Source organism: Nocardia sp. NPDC020380 (genome assembly GCF_044386975.1).
GTDB lineage: Bacteria > Actinomycetota > Actinomycetes > Mycobacteriales > Mycobacteriaceae > Nocardia.
Window position 1 is genome coordinate 168540 of sequence record NZ_JBIRVQ010000002.1, and the last position, 19373, is coordinate 187912.

General features: G+C 67.7%; 16 protein-coding genes. 10 read left to right on the forward strand and 6 right to left on the reverse strand.

Going from position 1 to position 19373, the window contains the following annotated elements:
* Positions 1-60: 60 nt before the first annotated feature.
* Positions 61-822 (forward strand): alpha/beta fold hydrolase, encoded by a 762-nt coding sequence (locus tag ACH438_RS04370; protein WP_397001109.1) that lies wholly within the window; start codon positions 61-63, stop codon positions 820-822.
* Here the strand turns inward: ACH438_RS04370 and ACH438_RS04375 are convergent.
* Positions 819-1457 carry a TetR/AcrR family transcriptional regulator gene (locus ACH438_RS04375; RefSeq protein ID WP_397001111.1) on the reverse strand — a complete coding sequence of 213 codons (639 nt, stop codon included), beginning with the start codon at positions 1455-1457 and terminating at the stop codon, positions 819-821. The genes ACH438_RS04370 and ACH438_RS04375 overlap by 4 nt on opposite strands.
* A gap of 83 nt (positions 1458-1540) precedes the next feature.
* Here ACH438_RS04375 and ACH438_RS04380 point away from each other — a divergent pair, with 83 nt between their 5' ends.
* Positions 1541-2503: a zinc-binding dehydrogenase gene (locus tag ACH438_RS04380; RefSeq protein WP_397001113.1), complete on the forward strand. Its 963-nt coding sequence runs from the start codon at positions 1541-1543 to the stop codon at positions 2501-2503.
* Here the strand turns inward: ACH438_RS04380 and ACH438_RS04385 are convergent.
* On the reverse strand, positions 2493-3776 hold the full coding sequence (locus tag ACH438_RS04385) for an amidohydrolase (protein WP_397001115.1): 1284 nt from the start codon (positions 3774-3776) through the stop codon (positions 2493-2495). The two genes, ACH438_RS04380 and ACH438_RS04385, sit on opposite strands and share 11 nt — an antisense overlap.
* Positions 3777-4045: 269 nt before the next feature.
* Between ACH438_RS04385 and ACH438_RS04390 the strand changes: the two genes are divergently transcribed.
* The 5 genes from ACH438_RS04390 (at position 4046) to ACH438_RS04410 (ending at position 13227) form a co-directional block, all read left to right on the forward strand.
* Positions 4046-4381 (forward strand): hypothetical protein, encoded by a 336-nt coding sequence (locus ACH438_RS04390; RefSeq protein WP_397001117.1) that lies wholly within the window; start codon positions 4046-4048, stop codon positions 4379-4381.
* Positions 4382-4494: 113 nt separating this feature from the next.
* Positions 4495-9978, forward strand: a complete 5484-nt coding sequence (locus ACH438_RS04395) for a carboxyl transferase domain-containing protein (protein WP_397001119.1) — start codon at positions 4495-4497, stop codon at positions 9976-9978.
* Between the two features lie 99 nt (positions 9979-10077).
* A complete protein-coding gene (locus ACH438_RS04400) occupies positions 10078-10728 on the forward strand; it encodes a TetR/AcrR family transcriptional regulator (RefSeq protein ID WP_397001121.1) in 651 nt (216 codons plus the stop codon).
* A gap of 55 nt (positions 10729-10783) precedes the next feature.
* A complete protein-coding gene (locus ACH438_RS04405; protein WP_397001123.1) occupies positions 10784-12241 on the forward strand; it encodes a flavin-containing monooxygenase in 1458 nt (485 codons plus the stop codon).
* A 521-nt stretch (positions 12242-12762) separates the two neighbouring features.
* The gene (locus ACH438_RS04410; RefSeq protein ID WP_397001125.1) at positions 12763-13227 is read left to right on the forward strand and encodes a helix-turn-helix domain-containing protein; all 465 of its coding nucleotides are present in this window, start codon (positions 12763-12765) and stop codon (positions 13225-13227) included.
* Positions 13228-13390: 163 nt separating this feature from the next.
* Here the strand turns inward: ACH438_RS04410 and ACH438_RS04415 are convergent, their stop codons facing one another.
* Both ACH438_RS04415 and ACH438_RS04420 read right to left on the reverse strand, forming a co-directional pair.
* Positions 13391-13741 carry a hypothetical protein gene (locus tag ACH438_RS04415; protein WP_397001127.1) on the reverse strand — a complete coding sequence of 117 codons (351 nt, stop codon included), beginning with the start codon at positions 13739-13741 and terminating at the stop codon, positions 13391-13393.
* Between the two features lie 89 nt (positions 13742-13830).
* Positions 13831-14277, reverse strand: coding sequence for a MarR family winged helix-turn-helix transcriptional regulator (locus ACH438_RS04420; protein ID WP_397001129.1), 447 nt, complete (start codon positions 14275-14277; stop codon positions 13831-13833).
* 137 nt (positions 14278-14414) lie between these two features.
* Between ACH438_RS04420 and ACH438_RS04425 the strand changes: the two genes are divergently transcribed.
* Positions 14415-15311 (forward strand): alpha/beta fold hydrolase, encoded by an 897-nt coding sequence (locus tag ACH438_RS04425; RefSeq protein WP_397001131.1) that lies wholly within the window; start codon positions 14415-14417, stop codon positions 15309-15311.
* A gap of 147 nt (positions 15312-15458) precedes the next feature.
* Complete coding sequence (locus ACH438_RS04430) at positions 15459-17003, forward strand: amino acid permease (protein WP_397001133.1); 1545 nt, start codon at positions 15459-15461, stop codon at positions 17001-17003.
* Here ACH438_RS04430 and ACH438_RS04435 read toward each other — a convergent pair.
* A complete protein-coding gene (locus tag ACH438_RS04435) occupies positions 16995-17903 on the reverse strand; it encodes a TIGR03564 family F420-dependent LLM class oxidoreductase (protein ID WP_397001135.1) in 909 nt (302 codons plus the stop codon). The genes ACH438_RS04430 and ACH438_RS04435 overlap by 9 nt on opposite strands.
* Positions 17904-18086: 183 nt before the next feature.
* On the opposite strand from ACH438_RS04435, the gene ACH438_RS04440 reads away from it, so the two are divergent.
* Positions 18087-18596: a cupin domain-containing protein gene (locus ACH438_RS04440; RefSeq protein WP_397001137.1), complete on the forward strand. Its 510-nt coding sequence runs from the start codon at positions 18087-18089 to the stop codon at positions 18594-18596.
* Between the two features lie 3 nt (positions 18597-18599).
* Here ACH438_RS04440 and ACH438_RS04445 read toward each other — a convergent pair whose 3' ends face one another.
* Complete coding sequence (locus ACH438_RS04445; RefSeq protein WP_397001139.1) at positions 18600-19367, reverse strand: 3-oxoacyl-ACP reductase; 768 nt, start codon at positions 19365-19367, stop codon at positions 18600-18602.
* Positions 19368-19373 lie beyond the last annotated feature (6 nt).

A 19373-nucleotide genomic window follows, 5' to 3' on the forward strand; every position in this document is an offset into this window, starting at 1 on the left:
CGGAGCGTCGCTGGTATGGCGAAAACCAATACAGCACAAACTGATTCGAAGTGGCGTGGAATGGTTCCGGTCGAGGATACGGCGCTCGCCGTCACCGACACCGGAGGGTCCGGTATTTCCGTCGTCTATCTGAACGGCCAGTTCGCGACCCAAGGATATTGGCGGCGGGTCATCGGCGAACTCGGGGACGGGTTCCGGCATATCACCTATGACGAGCGAGCCCGCGGAAAGTCCGGGCGTTCGGCGGATTACTCGTTCGAGGCCGCCGTCCGGGATGTCGACGCGGTACTGGCGGCCCGGGGCGTGGGCCGGGCGCTCGTGATGGGATGGTCCTATGGGGCGTTCGTGGCCGCCCATTGGGTCAGCCGGAATCCCCAGCGTGCCTTGGGAGCCGTGCTGGTAGACGGTGCGCAGCCCTACGATTGGCTCGACGACGCAATGGAATTGCGGATTCGGAAGTTGTTCAAGCGGCTGAATTGGTTCATGCCGCTGCTGCATCCGACGGGCTTGACCCCGCGACTGAGTGCCGACCAGATGGCAGACATCAATATTCAACTGGGAAAGCTCGCCCGGGTGCGGGAATTGAGCCCGGTGCTGGACCGGATCACTGTCCCGGTCCGGTACGTGGTCGCGTCGGGTTCGTCATTCGGCAGTCACGGCGATGAGCAGGAACGGATCCGTGACAGCCTGCCCGGCGTATGCGACCGCAATCCGAACATTCGAATCAGCGCAAAGGTGGCCAGTAACCACGGCGCCATCTTGCGCAAGGATTTTCGCGCCGTCGCCGATGCCGTCCGCGAGATCGCGCCGGCCCCCGCCTAACGGGCGAATATCGATTCCGCGGGCAGCAGTCGCGGCACGGGCGGCAGCGGAAACGGTGTGGGGGAAGAGGTCCGGAACGCCTGGATCATGAGCGCGGCGAAGCGGCGGGAGGCGGCGATTCGGGCTGCGAGGGTGGGCGCCTGGATGCCGTTGTTGGCCATGATCATCAGGATCAGGTCGTCGAGGACTACGTCGGGGCGGAGGTTGCCGGTCGCCTTCGCGCGGCGGATCAACTCGGCCGCGGCGGTGAGCGAGTCGGTGCGGATGGTGGCGAAGTCCACGGCGCGCGGGAACGTGGACATGAAGGCCGCGGTGAAGCCGTGGTCGCGGGCCTGGAGTTCGCAGAGTTGCTCGATGGCGTGGCAGAAGCCCTGCCACGCATCGGGTTCGGCGAGGCCTGCCTCGACTATCGAGTGGCAGGCGTGCATCTGGTCGGTGAAGGCCTCGGCGATCAGGGCTTCCTTGGTGGGGAAGTGGCGGTAGAGGGTGGCGGGGCCGACCTCGGCGCGGCGGGCGATCTGCCGGAGGGGCACCTCCAGGCCGTCGGTGACGAAGACCGCGCGCGCCGCGTCGAGGATGCGTTCGCGGTTGTCGCGGGCGTCGGAGCGCTGGGAGTGAGGCAAACGGGTGGTCACCGCTCTCACTTTAGCTAAACGGACGGGGGCGTCCGTTACGGTCCGAAGGGTCGGTCCCGATCGAGCAGAACACGGAGACACCAATGCAGGCAGTAATGGTCCAGACGTTCGGAGGTCCGGAAACCCTTGCGGTCGTCGATCTTCCGGACCCCACTCCGGCCGCCGGGCAGGCGCTGATCGCCACCGAGGCGATCGGCGTCGGCGGCCTCGACACCCTGATCCGCAGCGGCGCGCTGAGCGCCTTCGGAATCACGCCGGGCCACATCCTCGGCAGCGAGATCGCGGGCACCGTCACCGAGGTCGGTCCGGGCGTGGACACCAAGTGGATCGGTCGCCGGGTGTGGGGCTTCACCGGGGAGACCGGCGGTTATGCCGAACGCGCCCTCGCCGCGGCCGAGACACTCGTCCCCCTCCCGGCGAACCTGTCGGCCGTCGACGCGGTGACGCTCGGCAACTCCGGCATGGTGGCCCATTTCGCTTTGCGCCATGCGCATTTCGCGCCCGGCGAATCGGTGCTGGTGCGCGGCGCGGCCGGCGGCATCGGCGTGATGGCGGTCCAGCTCGCCGCGCGTGGCGGGGCAAGTGCGGTCGCCGTCACGACCTCGTCGGCCGAGCGCGGCGCCCGCCTGCGCAAACTCGGTGCGACCCAGGTCCTGGACCGAACCGGCCGGAGCACCGAGGAAACGCCGACCGGCTACGACGTGATCATCGACATCGTCGCCGGTCCGGAGCTGCCGTTCTTCCTGAGCAGGCTCGAGCCGAACGGCCGCATGGTGGTCGCCGGCGTGATGGCGGGCATGCCACCCGCGGACTTCGGCTCGGCCATGGTCGCGGGCTTCCGGAAGTCGCTGTCCTTCGCCAGCTTCAGCGCCGACACCGTATCCATGGCCGACAGAAGCGCCGCGACCGCCGACCTGTTCGCCGCCGCGAGCAACGGTGAGCTGGAAGCGGTTGTGCACGAGGTGTTTTCCCTGGATCAGGCCGTCCTGGCCCACCGGAAGATGGAAGCCGGCGAGGTGTTCGGCAGAATCGCGCTCACGCCATAGGCGCCGCGGAACCGAGCCAGGTGAGGGCGGCCGTGACCATGGCGGTGACACCCGCGGTGATGCTCGGGTCCACGTCGGGGAAGTACTTCGCGGTATGCGGGCCGGGAACGGATTTGGGGTCTATCCGGCCGCTCAGGACGTCCCGGACGATCTGGACCGGATCGGTGCCGCCGAACTGCGCCAGAGACAGGACACCGAACATCCAATAGCACAGGGGCACACCGGCACTCGTAGCGAAGATGCCCGCATCCTCGCTGCCGGTGATCCGCCCCGGATCGAAAACATGGTCGGGGCCGAGGATTTCGCCGATGGCGGTCAAGGTCCGCTGCAGGGCGTCGGGGTCGTTGTTCATGACCGGAAAGGTGTCGATCACCGAGATCTCCGGAGCCCGAACAGCACCCGCGGCCGCCGCTTCACCCTTGACGATGCGGTCCACAGCCGACAACACCCGCTGGCGCACTTCGGGTGTATAGGTGCGGATATTCAATTGCAGCTCCGCATCATCCGGAATGATGTTGTCCTTGGTGCCCGCCCGCATCGAGCCCACCGTCACCACCGCGGCATCATTGGCGGCGATCTCCCGCGACACGATGGTCTGCAATCGCATGACGGTGGCCGCCGCCATCACGACCGGATCGACGGTGACCTCCGGCCGTGAGCCGTGCCCGCCGTGGCCGTGCAGCGTGACGCGCAGCGCGTCGGTGGCCGCCGCCGCGACACCGGGATGCCCGGCGATCAGCCCGACGGGAAACGGCGCCGTGTGCTGAGCGAGCACGATATCCGGTTTGCCGAACCGCTCGAACAGCTTGTCGTCGACCATGCCCTGCGCGCCCCGCCCGGTCTCCTCGGCCGGCTGGAATACCGCCATGATGGTGCCCGACCAGGTCGAGCGGGCACCGGCCAGCAACTGCAGCGCCCCGAGCAGGCAGGTGGCGTGCATATCATGCCCGCAGGCATGCATGACCCCGTCGTTGCGGGACGCGTAGGGCAGCCCGGTCGTCTCGGTGATGGGCAGTGCGTCGAAATCGGCGCGCAGCAGCACCGTCGGGCCGTTCCCATTGGCCAGCATGGCGACCACACCCGTCCCGCCCACACCCGTGGTGACCTGATAACCGAGCGCCCCGACCTGATCGGCGACCTTCTCCGCGGTGCGATGCTCGGCCCCCGAGAGCTCGGGATGCATATGCAGGTCACGGTAGAAGTCCGCGAGTTCGCCCCGGATCCGGTCGAGTCCGCCGATGGCCGAGGTGATGGTCGAAGTGCCCGCCGTCATGATTCGCTCCCTGCAATCGCATGCTCTCGGATGTGGTCTGCGAGCTCGCAAAATCGATCGATGGCGCGAAATCAGCGTAGATCGCGCGGCGATCCGACCGTTCAGCGGGATCGCTGTGGACCGGTTCCGCCGCCGCCCGGTAAGCCCGATTCATGAGTGAATCGATCGACCCACTGCTGCCCGCTACTGGAGCCCAATGATATTCAGCCGATCGCATTCGACTGGACCTTCACCGCGGCACTCCCGCGCATCTGGAGGACCGCACCCAGATGCGCGCCGGTTACCGCGTCTCCGCGGATCTGGTGCGCTATCACCAGATCGGCGTCGCCTCCGGCTGGGTCGAAATCGACGGCGCGCGTACCGAAATCACTCCGGAGGACTGGCAATATCACGGCGAATGGCGAGGCCCCGGTACGCATCTGGACGGTGAGCGGATTGCCGACTGTTCCACGTACGAGAATGCGCGCCGCCTGCATCAGATCCGCGACACGGTCGTGCGGATCACCGATCCGGTGGGCGGTGGTGTCGGATACGGCAACTGTCAGCCGATCATCACCGGCGGCGATACCGCCCTCGGCCTCGCGAAAGAGACCACTTTCCTGTGAGCGCGCTTAGGGGAACCGAGGTTACCGGCTATTAGGGGTTGATTTCGCGGGTGGCTGGTGAACAATGCTCACCAGGGTTACATGGCCACATCTCGGAGAGAAGGACCCGCTAAGTGTTCAGTCGGATCGGAATCGTCAATCGTGGAGAGGCCGCCATGCGGCTCATCCGCGCGGTCAGGGAACTTGCCGCGGAAACGGCGTTACCCATCGAGATAGTCGCTCTCTACACCGATGTGGACAGCGCTGCCGCGTTCGTGCGTCACGCCGATATCGCCTACAACCTAGGTCCCGCCGCCGCGCGGCCCTACCTGAACCTGAACCTGCTCGAGGAAGCCCTCGTCGCGACCGAATGTGATGCCGCCTGGGTGGGCTGGGGATTCGTCGCCGAGGACCCGGCGTTCGCGGAACTCTGCGAGCGCATCGGCATCACCTTCGTCGGGCCCGGTGCCGAAGCCATGCGCACCCTCGGCGACAAGATCGGCGCCAAGCTGCTCGCCGAGAAGGTGGGCGTACCGGTCGCGCCGTGGAGCCGGGGCGAGGTCGAAACCCTGGACGCCGCAATCGCCGCCGCGTCGGAGATCGGCTACCCGCTCATGCTGAAGGCCACGGCCGGCGGCGGCGGACGCGGTATCCGCGTCATCACCAGCCGCGCCGAGCTCGAGGACGCCTACGAGCGCACCAGCCAGGAGGCCGCGCGCGCCTTCGGCAGCGGCGTCGTCTTCCTGGAACGCCTCGTCACCGGCGCCCGGCACGTCGAGGTCCAGGTCATCGCGGACGGGCAGGGCACCGCCTGGGCGCTCGGCGTCCGCGACTGCTCGGTGCAGCGCCGCAATCAGAAGATCATCGAGGAGTCCGCGTCGCCGGTGCTGGACGCCGAGCAGGCCGCCGAATTGAAGGCGTCCGCGGAGCGCTTGGCCCTCGCGGTGGACTACTGCGGCGCCGCCACGGTCGAGTTCCTGTACCACCCCGGTGACCGCCAGTTCGCCTTCCTCGAGGTGAACACCCGCCTGCAGGTGGAACATCCGATCACCGAGTGCACCACCGGCTTCGACCTGGTCAAGGCCCAGCTGTCGGTGGCCTCCGGCAACAAGCTGCAGGGCGAGCCGCCCGTCGAGCGCGGCCATGCCGTCGAGGCCCGGCTCAATGCCGAGGATCCCGATCGCGATTTCGCGCCCGCCCCCGGCCGCATCGCGCGGCTGACCCTGCCCGCCGGCCCCGGCATCCGGGTGGACACCGGCGTCGGTGAAGGCGACACCATCGCAGCCGATTTCGACTCCATGATCGCGAAGATCATTGCCTACGGCCGCGATCGCACCGAGGCGCTCGGCCGGCTGCGGCAGGCCATGACCCAGACCACGGTGGTCATCGAGGGCGGCGTCACCAACAAGAGCTTCGTGCTCGACCTGCTCGACCAGCCCGAGATCATCGACGCCAGCGCCGACACCGGCTGGATCGACCGGGTCCGCGGCGAGGGCCGGCTCATCCAGCACCGGCACTCCGCGGTCGCCCTGGCCGTCGCCGCCATCGAAACCTACGAGGAAGACGAACGCGCCGAGGAACATCGGCTGCTCACGACCGCGTCCGGCGGGCGTCCCCAGGTGCAGCACGACAGCGGCCGCCCGCTGGATCTGCAGCTGCGCGGCGTCGCCTACCGCGTGCGCGTCGCCCGGGTCGGCGCCAATCGCTTCCGGGTCGTCATCGAGTCCGGCGACGAAACCCGCACCGCCGCCATCGAACTCGACCGTTTCGACCGCAATACCGGTCAGATCATTGTCAACGGCACCCGATACCGGCTGCTCACCGGCACTTTCGGCACCACCCACCTGGTCGAGGTGGACGGCGTCACCCACCGCGTCAACCGCGACGACGGCGGCGTGGTCCGCGCGCCCGCCCCGGCCCTGGTCGTCGCGACGCCGCTCGCGCCCGGCGCCGAGGTCGCGGCGGGCGCACCCGTGCTGGTCCTGGAGAGCATGAAGATGGAGACGGTGCTGCGCGCACCGTTCGCCGCCCGCCTGAAGGAATGCCTCGTCACCGTGGGCACCCAGGTCGAAACCGGTTCGCCGCTGCTGCGATTGGAGCCGCTCGCCACCGACGACGAGGCCGAGGCGGCAGCGCCCGCGCCGGCCGTCGAACTGGACCTGCCCGCCCTCCCCGACGCGGTCCCCGCGGCGCAGCGCGAACAGCAGGGCCGCGAGGACCTCCGCGCCCTGCTGCTGGGCTACGACGTCGATCCCGCCGACGAACGCCGTGTCATCGACGACTATCTCGCCGCGCGCAAGGAATTGAGCGGGCAGGGCCGCCGCCGCACCCCGGCCGCGGAACTCGAACTCATCGACACCTTCACCGATCTCGCCGCGCTCACCCACAATCGCCCGGCCGACGATCACGGCAGTGGCCATATCCACAGTCCCCGTGAGTATTTCCACGTCTACCTGCAGTCCCTCGATGTCGACCGGGCGGGCCTGCCGGCCACCTTCCAGACCAAGCTGGCCAAGGCCCTCGCGCACTACGGAGTCTCGGATCTGGACCGCTCACCGGAGCTGGAAGCCGCGGTGTTCCGGATCTTCCTGGCGCAGCAGCGTTCACAGGCGAACGCGGCCTTGATCGTCACCCTGCTGCGGGAGTGGCTGCTCGACCCGATGCCCGACCACACCCTGCGCGAACCCTTGGGTCTGGCCCTGGAACGGCTGATCGCCGCGACGCCGCTGCGTTTCCCGATCATCGCCGATCTCGCCCGCGGTGTCGCCTACGCCTGGTTCGGTATGCCGCTGCTGCTGCGCAACCGCGCCCGCACCTACACCGACGTCCGTAAACACCTGCGGCACTTGGACAGTCAGCCGGAGGCTGTGGACCGTGACGAGCGGATCGCCGAAATGGTCCGCAGCACCGAACCACTGGTGCGGCTGCTCGGCCAGCGCCTGGAACGGCGCAATCTCAACAGCGCGGTGCTGCTGGAGGTGCTGACCCGCCGCTACTACGGCAACAAGGGTCTCACCGGCCTGCGGGCCAGCCAGATCGACGGCTGCACGTTCTTCAGCGCCGAGCGCGACGGCTCCCGGATGATCTCCTGCGCAACCGGTTTCGACGCGCTGGGCAGTGCCCTGCACGGCCTGGCCGACCTCGTCACCGGGGACCACGCCGTCGATGTCGACATCTACCTGCGCTGGGAACAGCAGCCCGCCGATCTCGACGCCATGGCCGCCGCCCTGCAGGAGGTGCTGACCTCGGTGCCGCTGCCGGATCGCATCAACCGGATCACGGTGGCCGTCGCGGGCAGCAAGGGCGAGGTGATGCACCATCACTTCACCTTCCGCAACACGGAATCCGGCTTCGTGGAGGAGCGCCTGATCCGCGGCCTGCACCCGTATATCGCGCAGCGCATGCAGTTCGAGCGGCTGAGCAAGTTCGATCTCACCCGGGTCTCCTCCTCGGACGACGACGAGGTGCATCTGTTCCGCGCGGTCGCCAAGGACAATCCCTCCGATGACCGGCTCGTCGCCTTCGCACAGGTGCGGGACCTGACCGAACTGCGCGATCTGGACGGCCGCCTGGTGGCCCTGCCGACCGCCGAGATCGTCCTGGCGACCTGCCTCGACTCCATCCGCCGCGCGCAGTCGCAGCGGCCCACGGCAAAGCGGTTCAATACCAACCGGATCGTCGTCTACGTGTGGCCGCCGAGCGGCATCACCCGCGCGGAACTGGACACGCTCGCCAAGCGCATGCTCCAGACCGCCGGCGGCGCGGGCCTGGAGGAAATGGTCTTCATCGGACGCCAGCGCAACAGCCGCACCGGGGAACTGCGCAAGACCGCCCTGCGCATCCGCTTCGACGCCACCGGCGGTACCACCCTGTCCATCGGGGATTCGGCCGAGGAACCGATCGAGCCGCTCGACGACTACCGCCTGAAGGTGCTGCGCGCCAGCCTCCGCAATACGGTCTACCCGTACGAATTGACCGGCCTGCTGGGCGATTTCGCCGAATACGACCTCGACGAGAACCACGCGCTGATCCCCGTCGACCGCCCGAAGGGCCGCAACTCCGCCGCCATCGTCGCCGGTGTCGTCAGCACGCCGACCAAACGGCACCCACAAGGCGTCAAACGCGTTGTCCTGCTGGGCGATCCCACGAAATCCCTGGGCGCGCTGTCGGAACCCGAATGCCGCCGCATCATCGCCGCACTGGATCTCGCGGAGCGGCTGCAGGTTCCGCTGGAGTGGTACGCCCTCTCGGCCGGTGCGCGCATCTCCATGGAATCGGGTACCGAGAACATGGACTGGGTGGCGGCCGCGCTCAAGCGCATCGTCGAATTCACCCAGGACGGCGGCGAGATCAATATTGTCGTCGCGGGCATCAATGTCGGCGCGCAGCCGTACTGGAATGCCGAAGCGACCATGCTCATGCACACCAAGGGCATTCTCGTGATGATGCCGGAGTCGGCCATGGTGCTCACCGGTAAGGGCGCGCTCGACTTCTCCGGCGGTGTCTCGGCCGAGGACAACTTCGGTATCGGCGGCTACGAACGCGTCATGGGACCGAACGGTCAGGCCCAGTACTGGGCGCCGAACCTGACCGCGGCCCGCGATATCGTCATGGCCTACTACGAGCACACCTACATCGCCCCCGGCGAGCCGGGACCGCGTCGTATCGCCACCGCGGACCCGATCGACCGTGATATCCGCAACTACCCGCACACCATGGCGGACAGCGATTTCGCCACCGTCGGCGAAATCTTCTCCGCCACAGCCAATCCCGACCGGAAGAAGCCGTTCGACATCCGCTCGGTCATGCGGGCGCTCGCCGATCAGGATCATCCCGCGCTGGAACGCTGGGCGGGCATGGCCGATGCGGACACCGCGGTGGTACAGGACCTGCACCTGGGCGGAATCCCGGTGTGCGCCTTGGGCATCGAGTCGCGTCCGGTGCCGCGCCGCGGTTTCCCTCCCACCGACGGCCCGGACACCTACACCGCGGGCACGCTCTTCCCGCAGTCGTCGAAGAAGGCGGCCCGCGCGATCAATGCGGCCAGCGGCAATCGCCCGCTGGTGGTGCTGGCGAACCTGTCGGGCTTCGACGGTTCACCGGAGTCGCTGCGGAAACTGCAGCTGGAGTACGGCGCCGAGATCGGCCGGGCCATCGTGAATTTCCGCGGGCCCATCGTGTTCGTGGTGCTGTCGCGGTACCACGGCGGCGCGTTCGTCGTGTTCTCGAAGGCGCTGAACCCGGCCATGACCGTACTCGCGGTGGAGGGTTCCTTCGCCTCGGTGCTGGGTGGCGCGCCGGCCGCCGCGGTGGTCTTCGCCGCCGAGGTGGACGCCCGGACCGCGAAGGATCCGCGCGTGCGTGACCTGCAGGCGCGGGCCGCGGCCGCCTCCGGCCCGGACCGGGCCACGCTGCCCGCGGAACTCGACGAACTGCGTTCCACGGTCCGCACCGAGAAGCTGGCCGAGGTGGCCGCCGAATTCGATCGCGTGCACAGCATTCAGCGCGCGGTCGAGGTCGGGTCCGCCGACGCCGTCGTCAGTGCCGCGGAACTGCGGCCGCGCATCATCGCCGCCATCGAGGCCAAGGCCGCGGTCGGGGGCATGACGCTGGTGTAGTGCACGGAGTCGGCCGGTCGCAGCGTCTGCGGCCGGCCGACGCCACCTTTCGCGCATGTGCGGGTACCTGCGGAGTCACAGAGGAGTGGACCGGAAGCGATGACCAAACGTGGACTCACGCGGGAACGGCTGGCGGACATCGCTCATGAATTCGTCGCGGAGAACGGTCTCGACGCGCTGACCATGCGCCGGTTGGCGGTGACGGCGGAGGTGTCGTCGGGGGCGCTGTACAAGCATCTGCGTGACCGGCGGGACCTGCAGCGGGCAATGGCCGATACGGTGTTCGCCGCGGTCCAGCTGTCCGATCTCGATCCGGCCGATCGCGATGTCGATCAGGTGATCGCCTGCTGTGAGCGCATCCGCGCGGCCATGCTCCGCTTCCGGGACGGTGGCCGCATCGTGGCGGGTTCCTATTCGCCCTCCGCCGCGACCTTGCGGGTCTCGGCCACCCTCTGGGCCCTGCTGCGGGCCGTCACCCTGCCGCAGTTCGACGTCGGCGAGATCGCATTGGTATTGCGTTCCTACATCACGGGTTTCGTCATCGAGGAACAGGCATATCTGGAGCTGGAGAGCTCGGGGGAGTGGGAGACCCTCGTACAGAGCATCTCCGCGAGCAACTATCCGCGGCCCGAGAACTCGGGCGACATCGTCGCGACCATGACCGGGGACCGTGACCAGCGGTTCACCGCGGGACTGCGCGCGATCCTTTCGGGAAAGGTCCCTGACCAGGCGTCATTGACATGCTCCTGACGTTGAAATACCTTCGGTATTCGAATACTGCAGGTATCCAACGAGGAGGTTGGGCATGGGCCGGGACCCGCGCATTGTGATCATCGGAGCCGGGGTGTCCGGAATCGCCACCGCGGTCACCTTGCAGCGCAATGGATTCCACAACTTCGTGATCCTGGAGAAGGGATCCGATGTGGGCGGGGTGTGGTACTGGAATCGCTACCCGGGCCTGACCTGTGACGTGCCCTCGCAGCTGTACCAGTTCGGATTCGCGCCCAAGCCGGACTGGTCGCAGGTGTTCGCGCCCGGACCGGAGATCCAGCGCTACCTCGCCGACGTGGCCGGGCGCTTCGAGCTGGGCCCGCACCTGCGCTTCGACTCCGAGGTGGTCGCGGCCGAATTCACCGGATCCGGCTGGCGGGTCGAGACCGGCGACGGCGTCGTCCACGAGGCGGACTTCGTGATCGCCGCGACCGGCGTGCTGCACCACCCGGCCATGCCCGACCTGCCCGGCCTGGGAGATTTCACCGGGCAGGTACTGCACACCGCCCGCTGGGACGACAGCGTGCCCACCGAAGGCCGCCGCATCGCGGTCATCGGCACCGGATCCACTGGCGTCCAGGTGGTTTCGGCGCTGCAGCGGAAGGCGGAGCGGATCACCCACTTCGTGCGCAGCCCGCAATGGGTGATCTGGGCGCCCATGAATCTGCCGCAACCCGCGCTGGTCGGCGCGGTGCTGGAGAAGCTGCCACAGGTCAACAAGGCGCTGTACCAGGCCGGTATGGCCGGCGCGAAGCTGTTCACCGATGTCGTCACCCGGCCCAGCTGGCGCCGGCGCGTGGTGCAGGAGTACGCGCGGGTGAGCCTGCGGGCGCAGATCCGCAATCCGGAAATGCGGGAACAGCTCACGCCCGACTACCAGCCGCTGTGCAAGCGGCAGGTGCTGTCCGCCAGCTACTACCGCGCTTTGCGCGCCCGCAATTCCGAACTGGTCACCACCGGCATCGAGACGGTGACTCCGACCGGTATCCGTACTCGCGACGGCCGCGATCACGAGGTCGATGTCATCGTCTTCGCCACGGGATTCCGGGCGCACGACTACATGCGGCCGATGAATATGACGGGCCGCGAAGGGATCTCGATCGACGAGGCCTGGGCGAAGGGGCCGCGGGCCTACCGGATGACCGCGATCCCGGGCTTCCCCAACCTGTTCACCGTGCTGGGCCCCAACTCGCCCACCGGGTCCATTCCGCTGCACCATGCCGCCGAGGTCACCGCCCGGTACATCACCGCGTGGATCCAACGTTGGCAGGCAGGGGAATTCGACACCGTCGAGGTCACCGAGGAAGCCACCGGCCGGTTCGAGGCCGAGGTCGCCGAAGCCCTCGGCCCGACCGTGTGGAACACCGGCTGCAACTCCTGGTACTTCACCGAGGGCGGCAATATCGACCTGCTGCCGTTCGACCGCCACACCATGGAAACCATGCTCGCGGCACCCGACGAGCGCGATTTCCATCTGCGGCGCAACGCCTGATCGGTCACGCGGTGCGGCTGGGTTTCCCGTTCTCCAGCTGACCGGTGAAACGACGCCGCCGGCCTGCGGCGTTCGCCGACGTCAAGGTGAGGTCCGCACCAGCCGTCGGACGCAGCGGGGGTGATGTCCGGTGCCACACCGGGTGCGACGGTGCAAATGGCGCCGCCCTCAACCGTGAAGGACGCCTGCTCGGTGCCCGAATTGCGCACGGTCACGGTGATGACCGGTGTGTCAGCGGAACCTTCGACCTCCGCCGCCCCTCGCGCCGCAGCATCGCGAGCGCCCGCCGCCTCGAAAAGGAAGCGATTGGGCGCAAGGACGGCTATAGCGTAGGCGTCGCCGTAGCCGATCCCCCGCCTAGTCGATCCGCCGCCCGTGGTGAGGTTCTCTGGCGCCCAGGGCATTCAGTTGTGGGCGAGTGCATGAATTCGCGTGGTATGGACAGCGCCACACTGTATATTCGAACATGCGTTCGCGGATTCGTTGCTTCGGTGGCGTGCCATGAGAAGTCGTGAAAGGTCGTGTCGAGCAGTAGGAGAGGCGGTGGGGTATTGCTGACTGGACGCAAGTATCGCCTCGACTTCACCGCTGCACAAGCCGAGTACGCCGAACAGGTTGGCGGCAACTGCCGTGCGGTATGGAATACCGCACTGGCGCAACGGCGTATGTATCGAGAGCGCGGTGCATGGATCGGCTATCCCGAGCGGGCGCGTCAGCTCGCCGAGGCGAAGGAGGAGCATTCGTGGCTGAAAGACGCTCCTGGGCACTGCCGGTACCGGTTCCCTGCATCGAGATCACCATATGCTCGACATCCTCGAGCCTGCTCGCCGCCGAGATGCCCCGGCTCGCCCGACAAAGGGGCCCCACCGGTCGCCCCCAGCAACCCGTCGAGTGCGGTCCGCTTGCTGGTCCTGCCGAACTCGAGCGCCATAGCTCCCGATCACCCATCCATCCGTGGTCTGGTCACACAGCGAGCACCGCACTGAATCACGGCCTGCGTAAGTCGATTCGGCCCCCGCTCGCGACGGCGGACCGCGGCTCATACATACCCGGCAAACGAATCCCCCGCAACCGGAGCACACGAAGTTCACCGGAACAACAGAAAGCCGCCCGTCCTTGGCGGGGCGGCTTTCCGGTTGCCGATCCGGATCAGCCGGGGAACTGCGCGCCGATCGCGCCGCCGACCCCCGACCCGAGGGCGCCGCCGACCACGCCACCGGTGACCCCGCCGACGCCCACGCCGACAATGATCGCGGCCGGGCAGATGGGCGCGGTGACCGCGCAGACGATGGCGCCGCCCGCGACCGCGCCGACCACGGCACCCGCGACGGTCCCGACAGCTGTGCCGATCTGCTCCCCGACCAGGGCCTGGGTCTGCCCGGCGGCGACCGGAGTGACGGGCTGCGGCGCCGGACCAGGGGTGGCGGCCGACGCGATACCGGTACCGGCGCCGGCCAATGCGGCGGCAATGATGGTGGTAGCAGCGATTTTTCGAATCATGGTAGATCTCCTGGATTCACTGGCGCGCTCAACAGTGCGCCCCGATCGATCATCGGCCGGGGCACCGCGGGCGTCAATGACGTCGAAGACTAGGGCTGTGCAGTCAGCTTCTCGTGCAGTGCTTTCAGGGTGCGCACGGTGGCTTCGGCATCGGCCTCGGGGAGATCGCCGAAGCCGGTGATCTCGGAGTCCTCGATGAGAGTCTTGGCGCGGCCGAGCAGTTCGCGACCGGTGGGCGTGAGGGTGAGCGTGTGCTGCCGGCGGGAACTCTCGGAGACGGCCACATCTATCCAGCCGCTGCGGCGGGCGATATCGATCTGGCGGCTGACCGCGCTCTTGGCGATGCCGAGACGGTCGGCGAGTTGCTGCTGGGAGGGGACCTCGGGGCTGGCTTCGAGGAAGCGCAGCAGGTTGAACTGGGCCAGGCCGAGACCCAGTTCGCGGCGGAACATGGCATCGCCCTGGCGGTCTATCAGGGCGACCACGCGGTGGATGTAGTAGCCGAACTCGCTGTAGTGGTCGCTCGCACCTCGCATCGTCATACCGTACCGGTAGCCGGAAGAATGTTCATTGGAGAACTGATCCCCAGAGAACTGTTCACATGAGAACGATTCTGGATTACGCTTGTTCTCGAACCGCTTCGCAGACAGTCCGATTCATCCAGGAGGACGCCATGAGCGATCCGACCACCATTCGCACCGCCCACCACGGGGACGTTCAGCTCGCCTACGAGGTGTTCGGACCCGGCTCGGGCCGGCCGCTGCTGCTGATCATGGGACTCGGCATGCAGATGCTGGTGTGGCACGACGACTTCTGCAATGACCTGGTGCGGCAGGGATTTCAGGTCGTGCGCATGGACAACCGGGATGCCGGACTGTCCTCGCACCTCGAGCACCTGGGCGCGCCCGCGCTGTTCGACATGATCGTGCGGCCCCGCAGGGCGGCTCGGTACTCGCTCGGCGATATGGCCGCCGATGTCTTCGCGGTCATGGACGATATGGGCTGGGGAACAGTCAATGTCGTCGGCGGCTCACTGGGCGGCATGATCGCGCAGACCATGGCCATCGAGAATCCGCGCCGCGTGCGCTCGCTGGTGTCGATCATGTCCTCGCCGTCGGCGCGCATCGGCCGCGCCACCCTCCGCACCAATATGAAGATGGCGGGCCTGATGCAGCAGCCGCTGCACTCGGCCGAGGAGGCCGGGCGGCAGATGATCGAGGTGTACCGGCTCATCGGCACGCCCGAAGCCGATTACCCACTCGATATTCCGTGGCTCACCGAAACCGGCGCGCGCAGTTACGAACGCGCCTACGACCCCGACGGCAAGCTGCGGCAGCAGGCCGCCATGCTCGCCGCACCCGACCGGACCGCGGCACTGCGGAACGTGTCGGTGCCCGCCGTGGTGCTGCACGGGGACGTCGATCCGATGATCCGGATCAGGGGCGGCATCGCCACCGCCGCGGCGATTCCGGGCGCGCGGCTGGTCACCCTGCCGGGCGTCGGCCACGGCGCGTTCCCGCGGGCGGTGTGGCCCACCATGATCGGCAATATCGCCGCGATCGCCCGCTGACCGCCGCGGCGGTGGTTCCGTTCGAGTCGCGGCCCTCGAGAATCCTGGTCAGTTCGTTCATTGGGCTGCGAGTGAACGGGGGAGTAGCTCACACTGATCTTCTGGCAAACGCCGTGTGTGGGCGGCCTTTTCACTCGGGAGCGAGCCATGACCGAAACCCGGCCCCAATCCGATGACGAACGGCGTCTGGCCGAACTCGGCTACAAACAGGAGCTGGCCCGTTCGTGGTCGGGGTTCTCGAACTTCGCCATCAGCTTCACCATCGTCTCCATTCTGACCGGCGGATTGGCCAGTTACGGAATCGGATTGGCGAACGGCGGGCCCATCACCATGGCGTGGGGCTGGCCGCTGGTCTCGGTCATGGTGCTCTTCGTCGGGCTGGCCATGGCCGAATTGGCTTCGGCCTACCCGACTTCCGGCGGACTGTACTGGTGGGCCTCGGAGCTGGGCGGGCCGGTCTGGGGCTGGTTCACCGGGTGGTTCAACCTGGTCGGGCAGATCGCGGTCACGGCGGCAATCGATTACGGCGCGGCGATCTTCACCACCGTGGTGCTGAACGTGCTCGACATCCACATCGGGACGGACCGCAATGCCATCTTCGAGGTGTTCGCGGGCATTCTGGTGCTGCACGCGGTGCTGAACATCATCGGGCCGCACCTGTCGGCGGTGATCAACAATGTGTCCGCCTGGTGGCATGTGGTGGGTGTGGCCATCTTCGTGCTGGTGCTCGGCATCGGCGCGCACCACCATCAGAGCGTCCAGTTCGTCTTCACCAAGACCGTCGACAACAGCGCCATCGGCTTCGGCGGCATCGCGGTCAGCTTCCTGCTCGGACTGCTGCACGCGCAGTACACGTTCACCGGGTACGACGCCTCGGCGCACATGTCCGAGGAGACGCGCGACGCCGCGCGGATGGCGGCCAAGGGGATCATCAACACCATCGTGGTGTCGGCCATCGCCGGGTATCTGCTGATCATGGCGGTGACCTTCGCGATCCCCAATCTCGACGACGCGCTGGATCCGAACAAGAACAGCGGCTACCCGGTCATCTACATCCTGCAGAACTCGCTGAACTCGTTCTGGTCCGGACTGCTGCTCGTCATCGCGGCGGTCGCCCAATTGTTCTGCGGCTACGCCTCGGTCACGGCCGCCTCCCGCATGCTGTTCGCCTTCGCCCGCGACGGCGCGGTGCCCGGCTCGCGGCTGTGGTCGAAACTGTCGGCGCGCCGGGTGCCGGTGAACGCGGTCCTGTTCATCTCGGTGTTCGCGTTCATCCTGCTCATCCCGTCCATGCTGGTGCCCGCCGCCGACGCCCCGACGGCCTACGCCGCCGCCACCTCGGTCGCCACCATCGGGCTCTACATCGCCTACGGCATCCCGATCCTGCTGCGGCAGTTATACGGCAGCCGATTCCGCACCGGCCCTTGGCAACTCGGCCGCTGGTACCGCCCGATCGGGATCATCTCGCTGATCTGGGTCGTGTTCATCAGCCTGCTGTTCATCCTGCCCACCGACGATCACGGCTATCCGTGGGTGGACGGATTCACTTGGAACGCAGTCAATTACGCGCCGATAGCCTTGGTCGTGGTGGTGGGCGGCATTACCGTGTGGTGGCTCGTCTCCGCCCGCCGCTGGTTCACCGGCCCCAAACGCTTCGTGGGCGCGGAGCCGGTGGAAACCGGCTCACCGTGAGAGTTCGCCGACCAGCTTCCAGGTCCGGATCTGATCGGCGGCGCCCGCCAGATCCGTGGCACTGAGCACGACCTCGGTGGCGCCGGCGTCGTAGTAGCGCTGGATGCCGGCCGCCACCGTCTCCTCGTCGCCGATGATCGCCACATCCGCTGCCCGCCCGGCCCCTTCGAGGTCGAGGACGCGACGGTAGGAGGGCACCTGCTCGTAGAACGCCAGCTGCTCGGCCGCCTTGGCCCGCGCGGCCTCGACCTCGGCGGTGACCACGCCCGGCACGAAGGCCACGATGCGCTGCGGGGTGGCGGCCGCGGCGGTGAGCGGCGGGACGATGTGCTCGCTCAGCGCCTTCGGTCCCGCCAGGAAGGGCAGAATGCCGTCCGCGAGCTCACCGGACACCCGCAGCGCCTGCGGGCCCATCGCGGCCACCAGCACGGGGACCCGCGGCTGGGCGCCGGCGACCGCCGCCGGCCACGGGGGCGTGACGGTGAGCAGATCACCGTGGAAATCGGCGGTGCCGGTGTCCAGCAATTCCCGCAGACCGGTGAGGAATTCGCGCAGCCGGGCGATCGGCCGGTCGAATGGCAACCCGAAAGCCTGTGCGGCGAAAGCCGATCCGAGGGCGAGACCGAGATGGTAGCGGCCGTGGGTGGCGGCCTGCGCGGTCTGCGCCTGGGACGACACCAGTAGCGGATGACGGCCGACGATCGGGATCGCGGAGGTGCCGACCTGCAGCCCGGGCACCTCGCGCCCGACGATCGCGGCGAGCAGCGGTGAGTCGTAGTCCATTCGCTGTCCGAACCAGACCGATTTCACGCCGTGATTCGCGGCCGAGCGCGATTGCTCCACGGTGTCGTCGACGTAGTTGACCGCATTCGTCTGGGCGAGCGTCACTCCGAGAGTCATATCGGAGAACAACAGGACGTCCGGACCGCGTGTTCCCCAAGAATCAAGCGGATCTTTATCGAAAATGCCGAACGGGCGGTCGAAGACGGCGGGATCCTGCGGTGCGGCCGACCTTGTGGAGGAATCCATGGCGTCGCACGCAGCAGCTTCCCTCGCGTCGCCCACGCGCCGACGCTGACAGGCATGAGCATCGACAGAAATCCCACCACCGGCGTCCTCATCGATCTGCTGGGCCCGACCATCGAGTTCATGACCGACCCGGACGACACCGGCAATGACTTCTGCGTCATGCGGGGTGTGGTGCCGCCCGCCGGATTCGTTCCGCTGCACAGTCATTCGGACACCGAAGGGTTCATGGTCGTGGCCGGTGCGGTCGAGGTCCTGCGCTATCCGGCGGGCGACTCCGACGAGATACCGGAGTGGCTGCACGCCGAGGCCGGCGACTACCTGCACATGGGCGGCGCGGCGGCGCACGCCTGGCGCAATACCGCCGACGCCCCCGCGGAAGTCCTCATTGTCGCGACGAACAAGCTGGGCCGGTTCATGCGCGAAGCGGGCAGACCCATGCGCGAGGCGGACCTGCAGCCCACCGCACAGGACTTCGCCCGCTTCGCCGACACCGCCGCCCGCTACGGCTACTGGATCGCCGGCCCGGCGCAGAACGTGGCCGCCGGGGTCATGCCGGTCGCGTGACGATCAATCCAGGGGCGTGACGTACGCCCCCGCGATACCGCCGTCCACCAGGAACTGCGAAGCCGTGATGAAGGAGGCGTCGTCGCTGGCGAGAAACGCTACGGCAGCGGCGATTTCCTCCGGCTCCGCGAAACGCCCGGTGGGAATGTGCACCAGGCGGCGGGCCGCGCGCTCCGGATCCTTGGCGAACAGTTCCTGCAGCAGGGGAGTGTTCACCGGTCCCGGGCACAGCGCGTTCACGCGAATGCCCTGCCGCGCGAACTGCACACCCAGCTCGCGGCTCATGGCCAGCACGCCGCCCTTGGACGCCGTGTACGAGATCTGCGAGGTCGCCGCGCCCATCACCGCCACGAACGAGGCGGTATTGATCACCGAACCCTTACCGCGCACCAGCATGTGCTCGATGGCGTACTTGCTGCACAGGTACACCGAGGTCAGGTTCACCTCCTGCACGCGCCGCCACGCCTCGAGACCGGTGGTGAGGATCGAATCGTCCTCCGGCGGTGAGATTCCCGCATTGTTGAAGGCGATATCGAGCCCGCCGTAGGTGTCGACCGCCGTCTGGAACATCGCCCGCACCTGGGCCTCGTCGGTGACATCGACCTTCACGTACAGGCCGCCCACCTCGGCGGCCGCCGCCTCACCCGAGCCGGCGTCGATATCGGCGACGACAACCTTCGCACCCTCCTGGGCGAAGCGCCGGACGGTGGCGAGTCCGATGCCACTGCCACCACCGGTGACCACCGCGACTCGATCCTGTAAGCGCTGCAACGTATC

Excerpts from the sequence above, each read along its gene's own strand:
- ACH438_RS04415 (WP_397001127.1), bottom strand. The coding sequence starts at position 13,741 with ATGATTCGAAAAATCGCTGCTACCACCATCATTGCCGCCGCATTGGCC.
- ACH438_RS04405 (WP_397001123.1), top strand. The coding sequence starts at position 10,784 with ATGGGCCGGGACCCGCGCATTGTGATCATCGGAGCCGGGGTGTCCGGA.
- ACH438_RS04435 (WP_397001135.1), bottom strand. The coding sequence starts at position 17,903 with ATGACTCTCGGAGTGACGCTCGCCCAGACGAATGCGGTCAACTACGTC.
- ACH438_RS04425 (WP_397001131.1), top strand. The coding sequence starts at position 14,415 with ATGAGCGATCCGACCACCATTCGCACCGCCCACCACGGGGACGTTCAG.
- ACH438_RS04390 (WP_397001117.1), top strand. The coding sequence starts at position 4,046 with ATGCGCGCCGGTTACCGCGTCTCCGCGGATCTGGTGCGCTATCACCAG.
- ACH438_RS04420 (WP_397001129.1), bottom strand. The coding sequence starts at position 14,277 with ATGCGAGGTGCGAGCGACCACTACAGCGAGTTCGGCTACTACATCCAC.
- ACH438_RS04400 (WP_397001121.1), top strand. The coding sequence starts at position 10,078 with ATGACCAAACGTGGACTCACGCGGGAACGGCTGGCGGACATCGCTCAT.
- ACH438_RS04440 (WP_397001137.1), top strand. The coding sequence starts at position 18,087 with ATGAGCATCGACAGAAATCCCACCACCGGCGTCCTCATCGATCTGCTG.
- ACH438_RS04380 (WP_397001113.1), top strand. The coding sequence starts at position 1,541 with ATGCAGGCAGTAATGGTCCAGACGTTCGGAGGTCCGGAAACCCTTGCG.
- ACH438_RS04370 (WP_397001109.1), top strand. The coding sequence starts at position 61 with ATGGTTCCGGTCGAGGATACGGCGCTCGCCGTCACCGACACCGGAGGG.
- ACH438_RS04385 (WP_397001115.1), bottom strand. The coding sequence starts at position 3,776 with ATGACGGCGGGCACTTCGACCATCACCTCGGCCATCGGCGGACTCGAC.
- ACH438_RS04430 (WP_397001133.1), top strand. The coding sequence starts at position 15,459 with ATGACCGAAACCCGGCCCCAATCCGATGACGAACGGCGTCTGGCCGAA.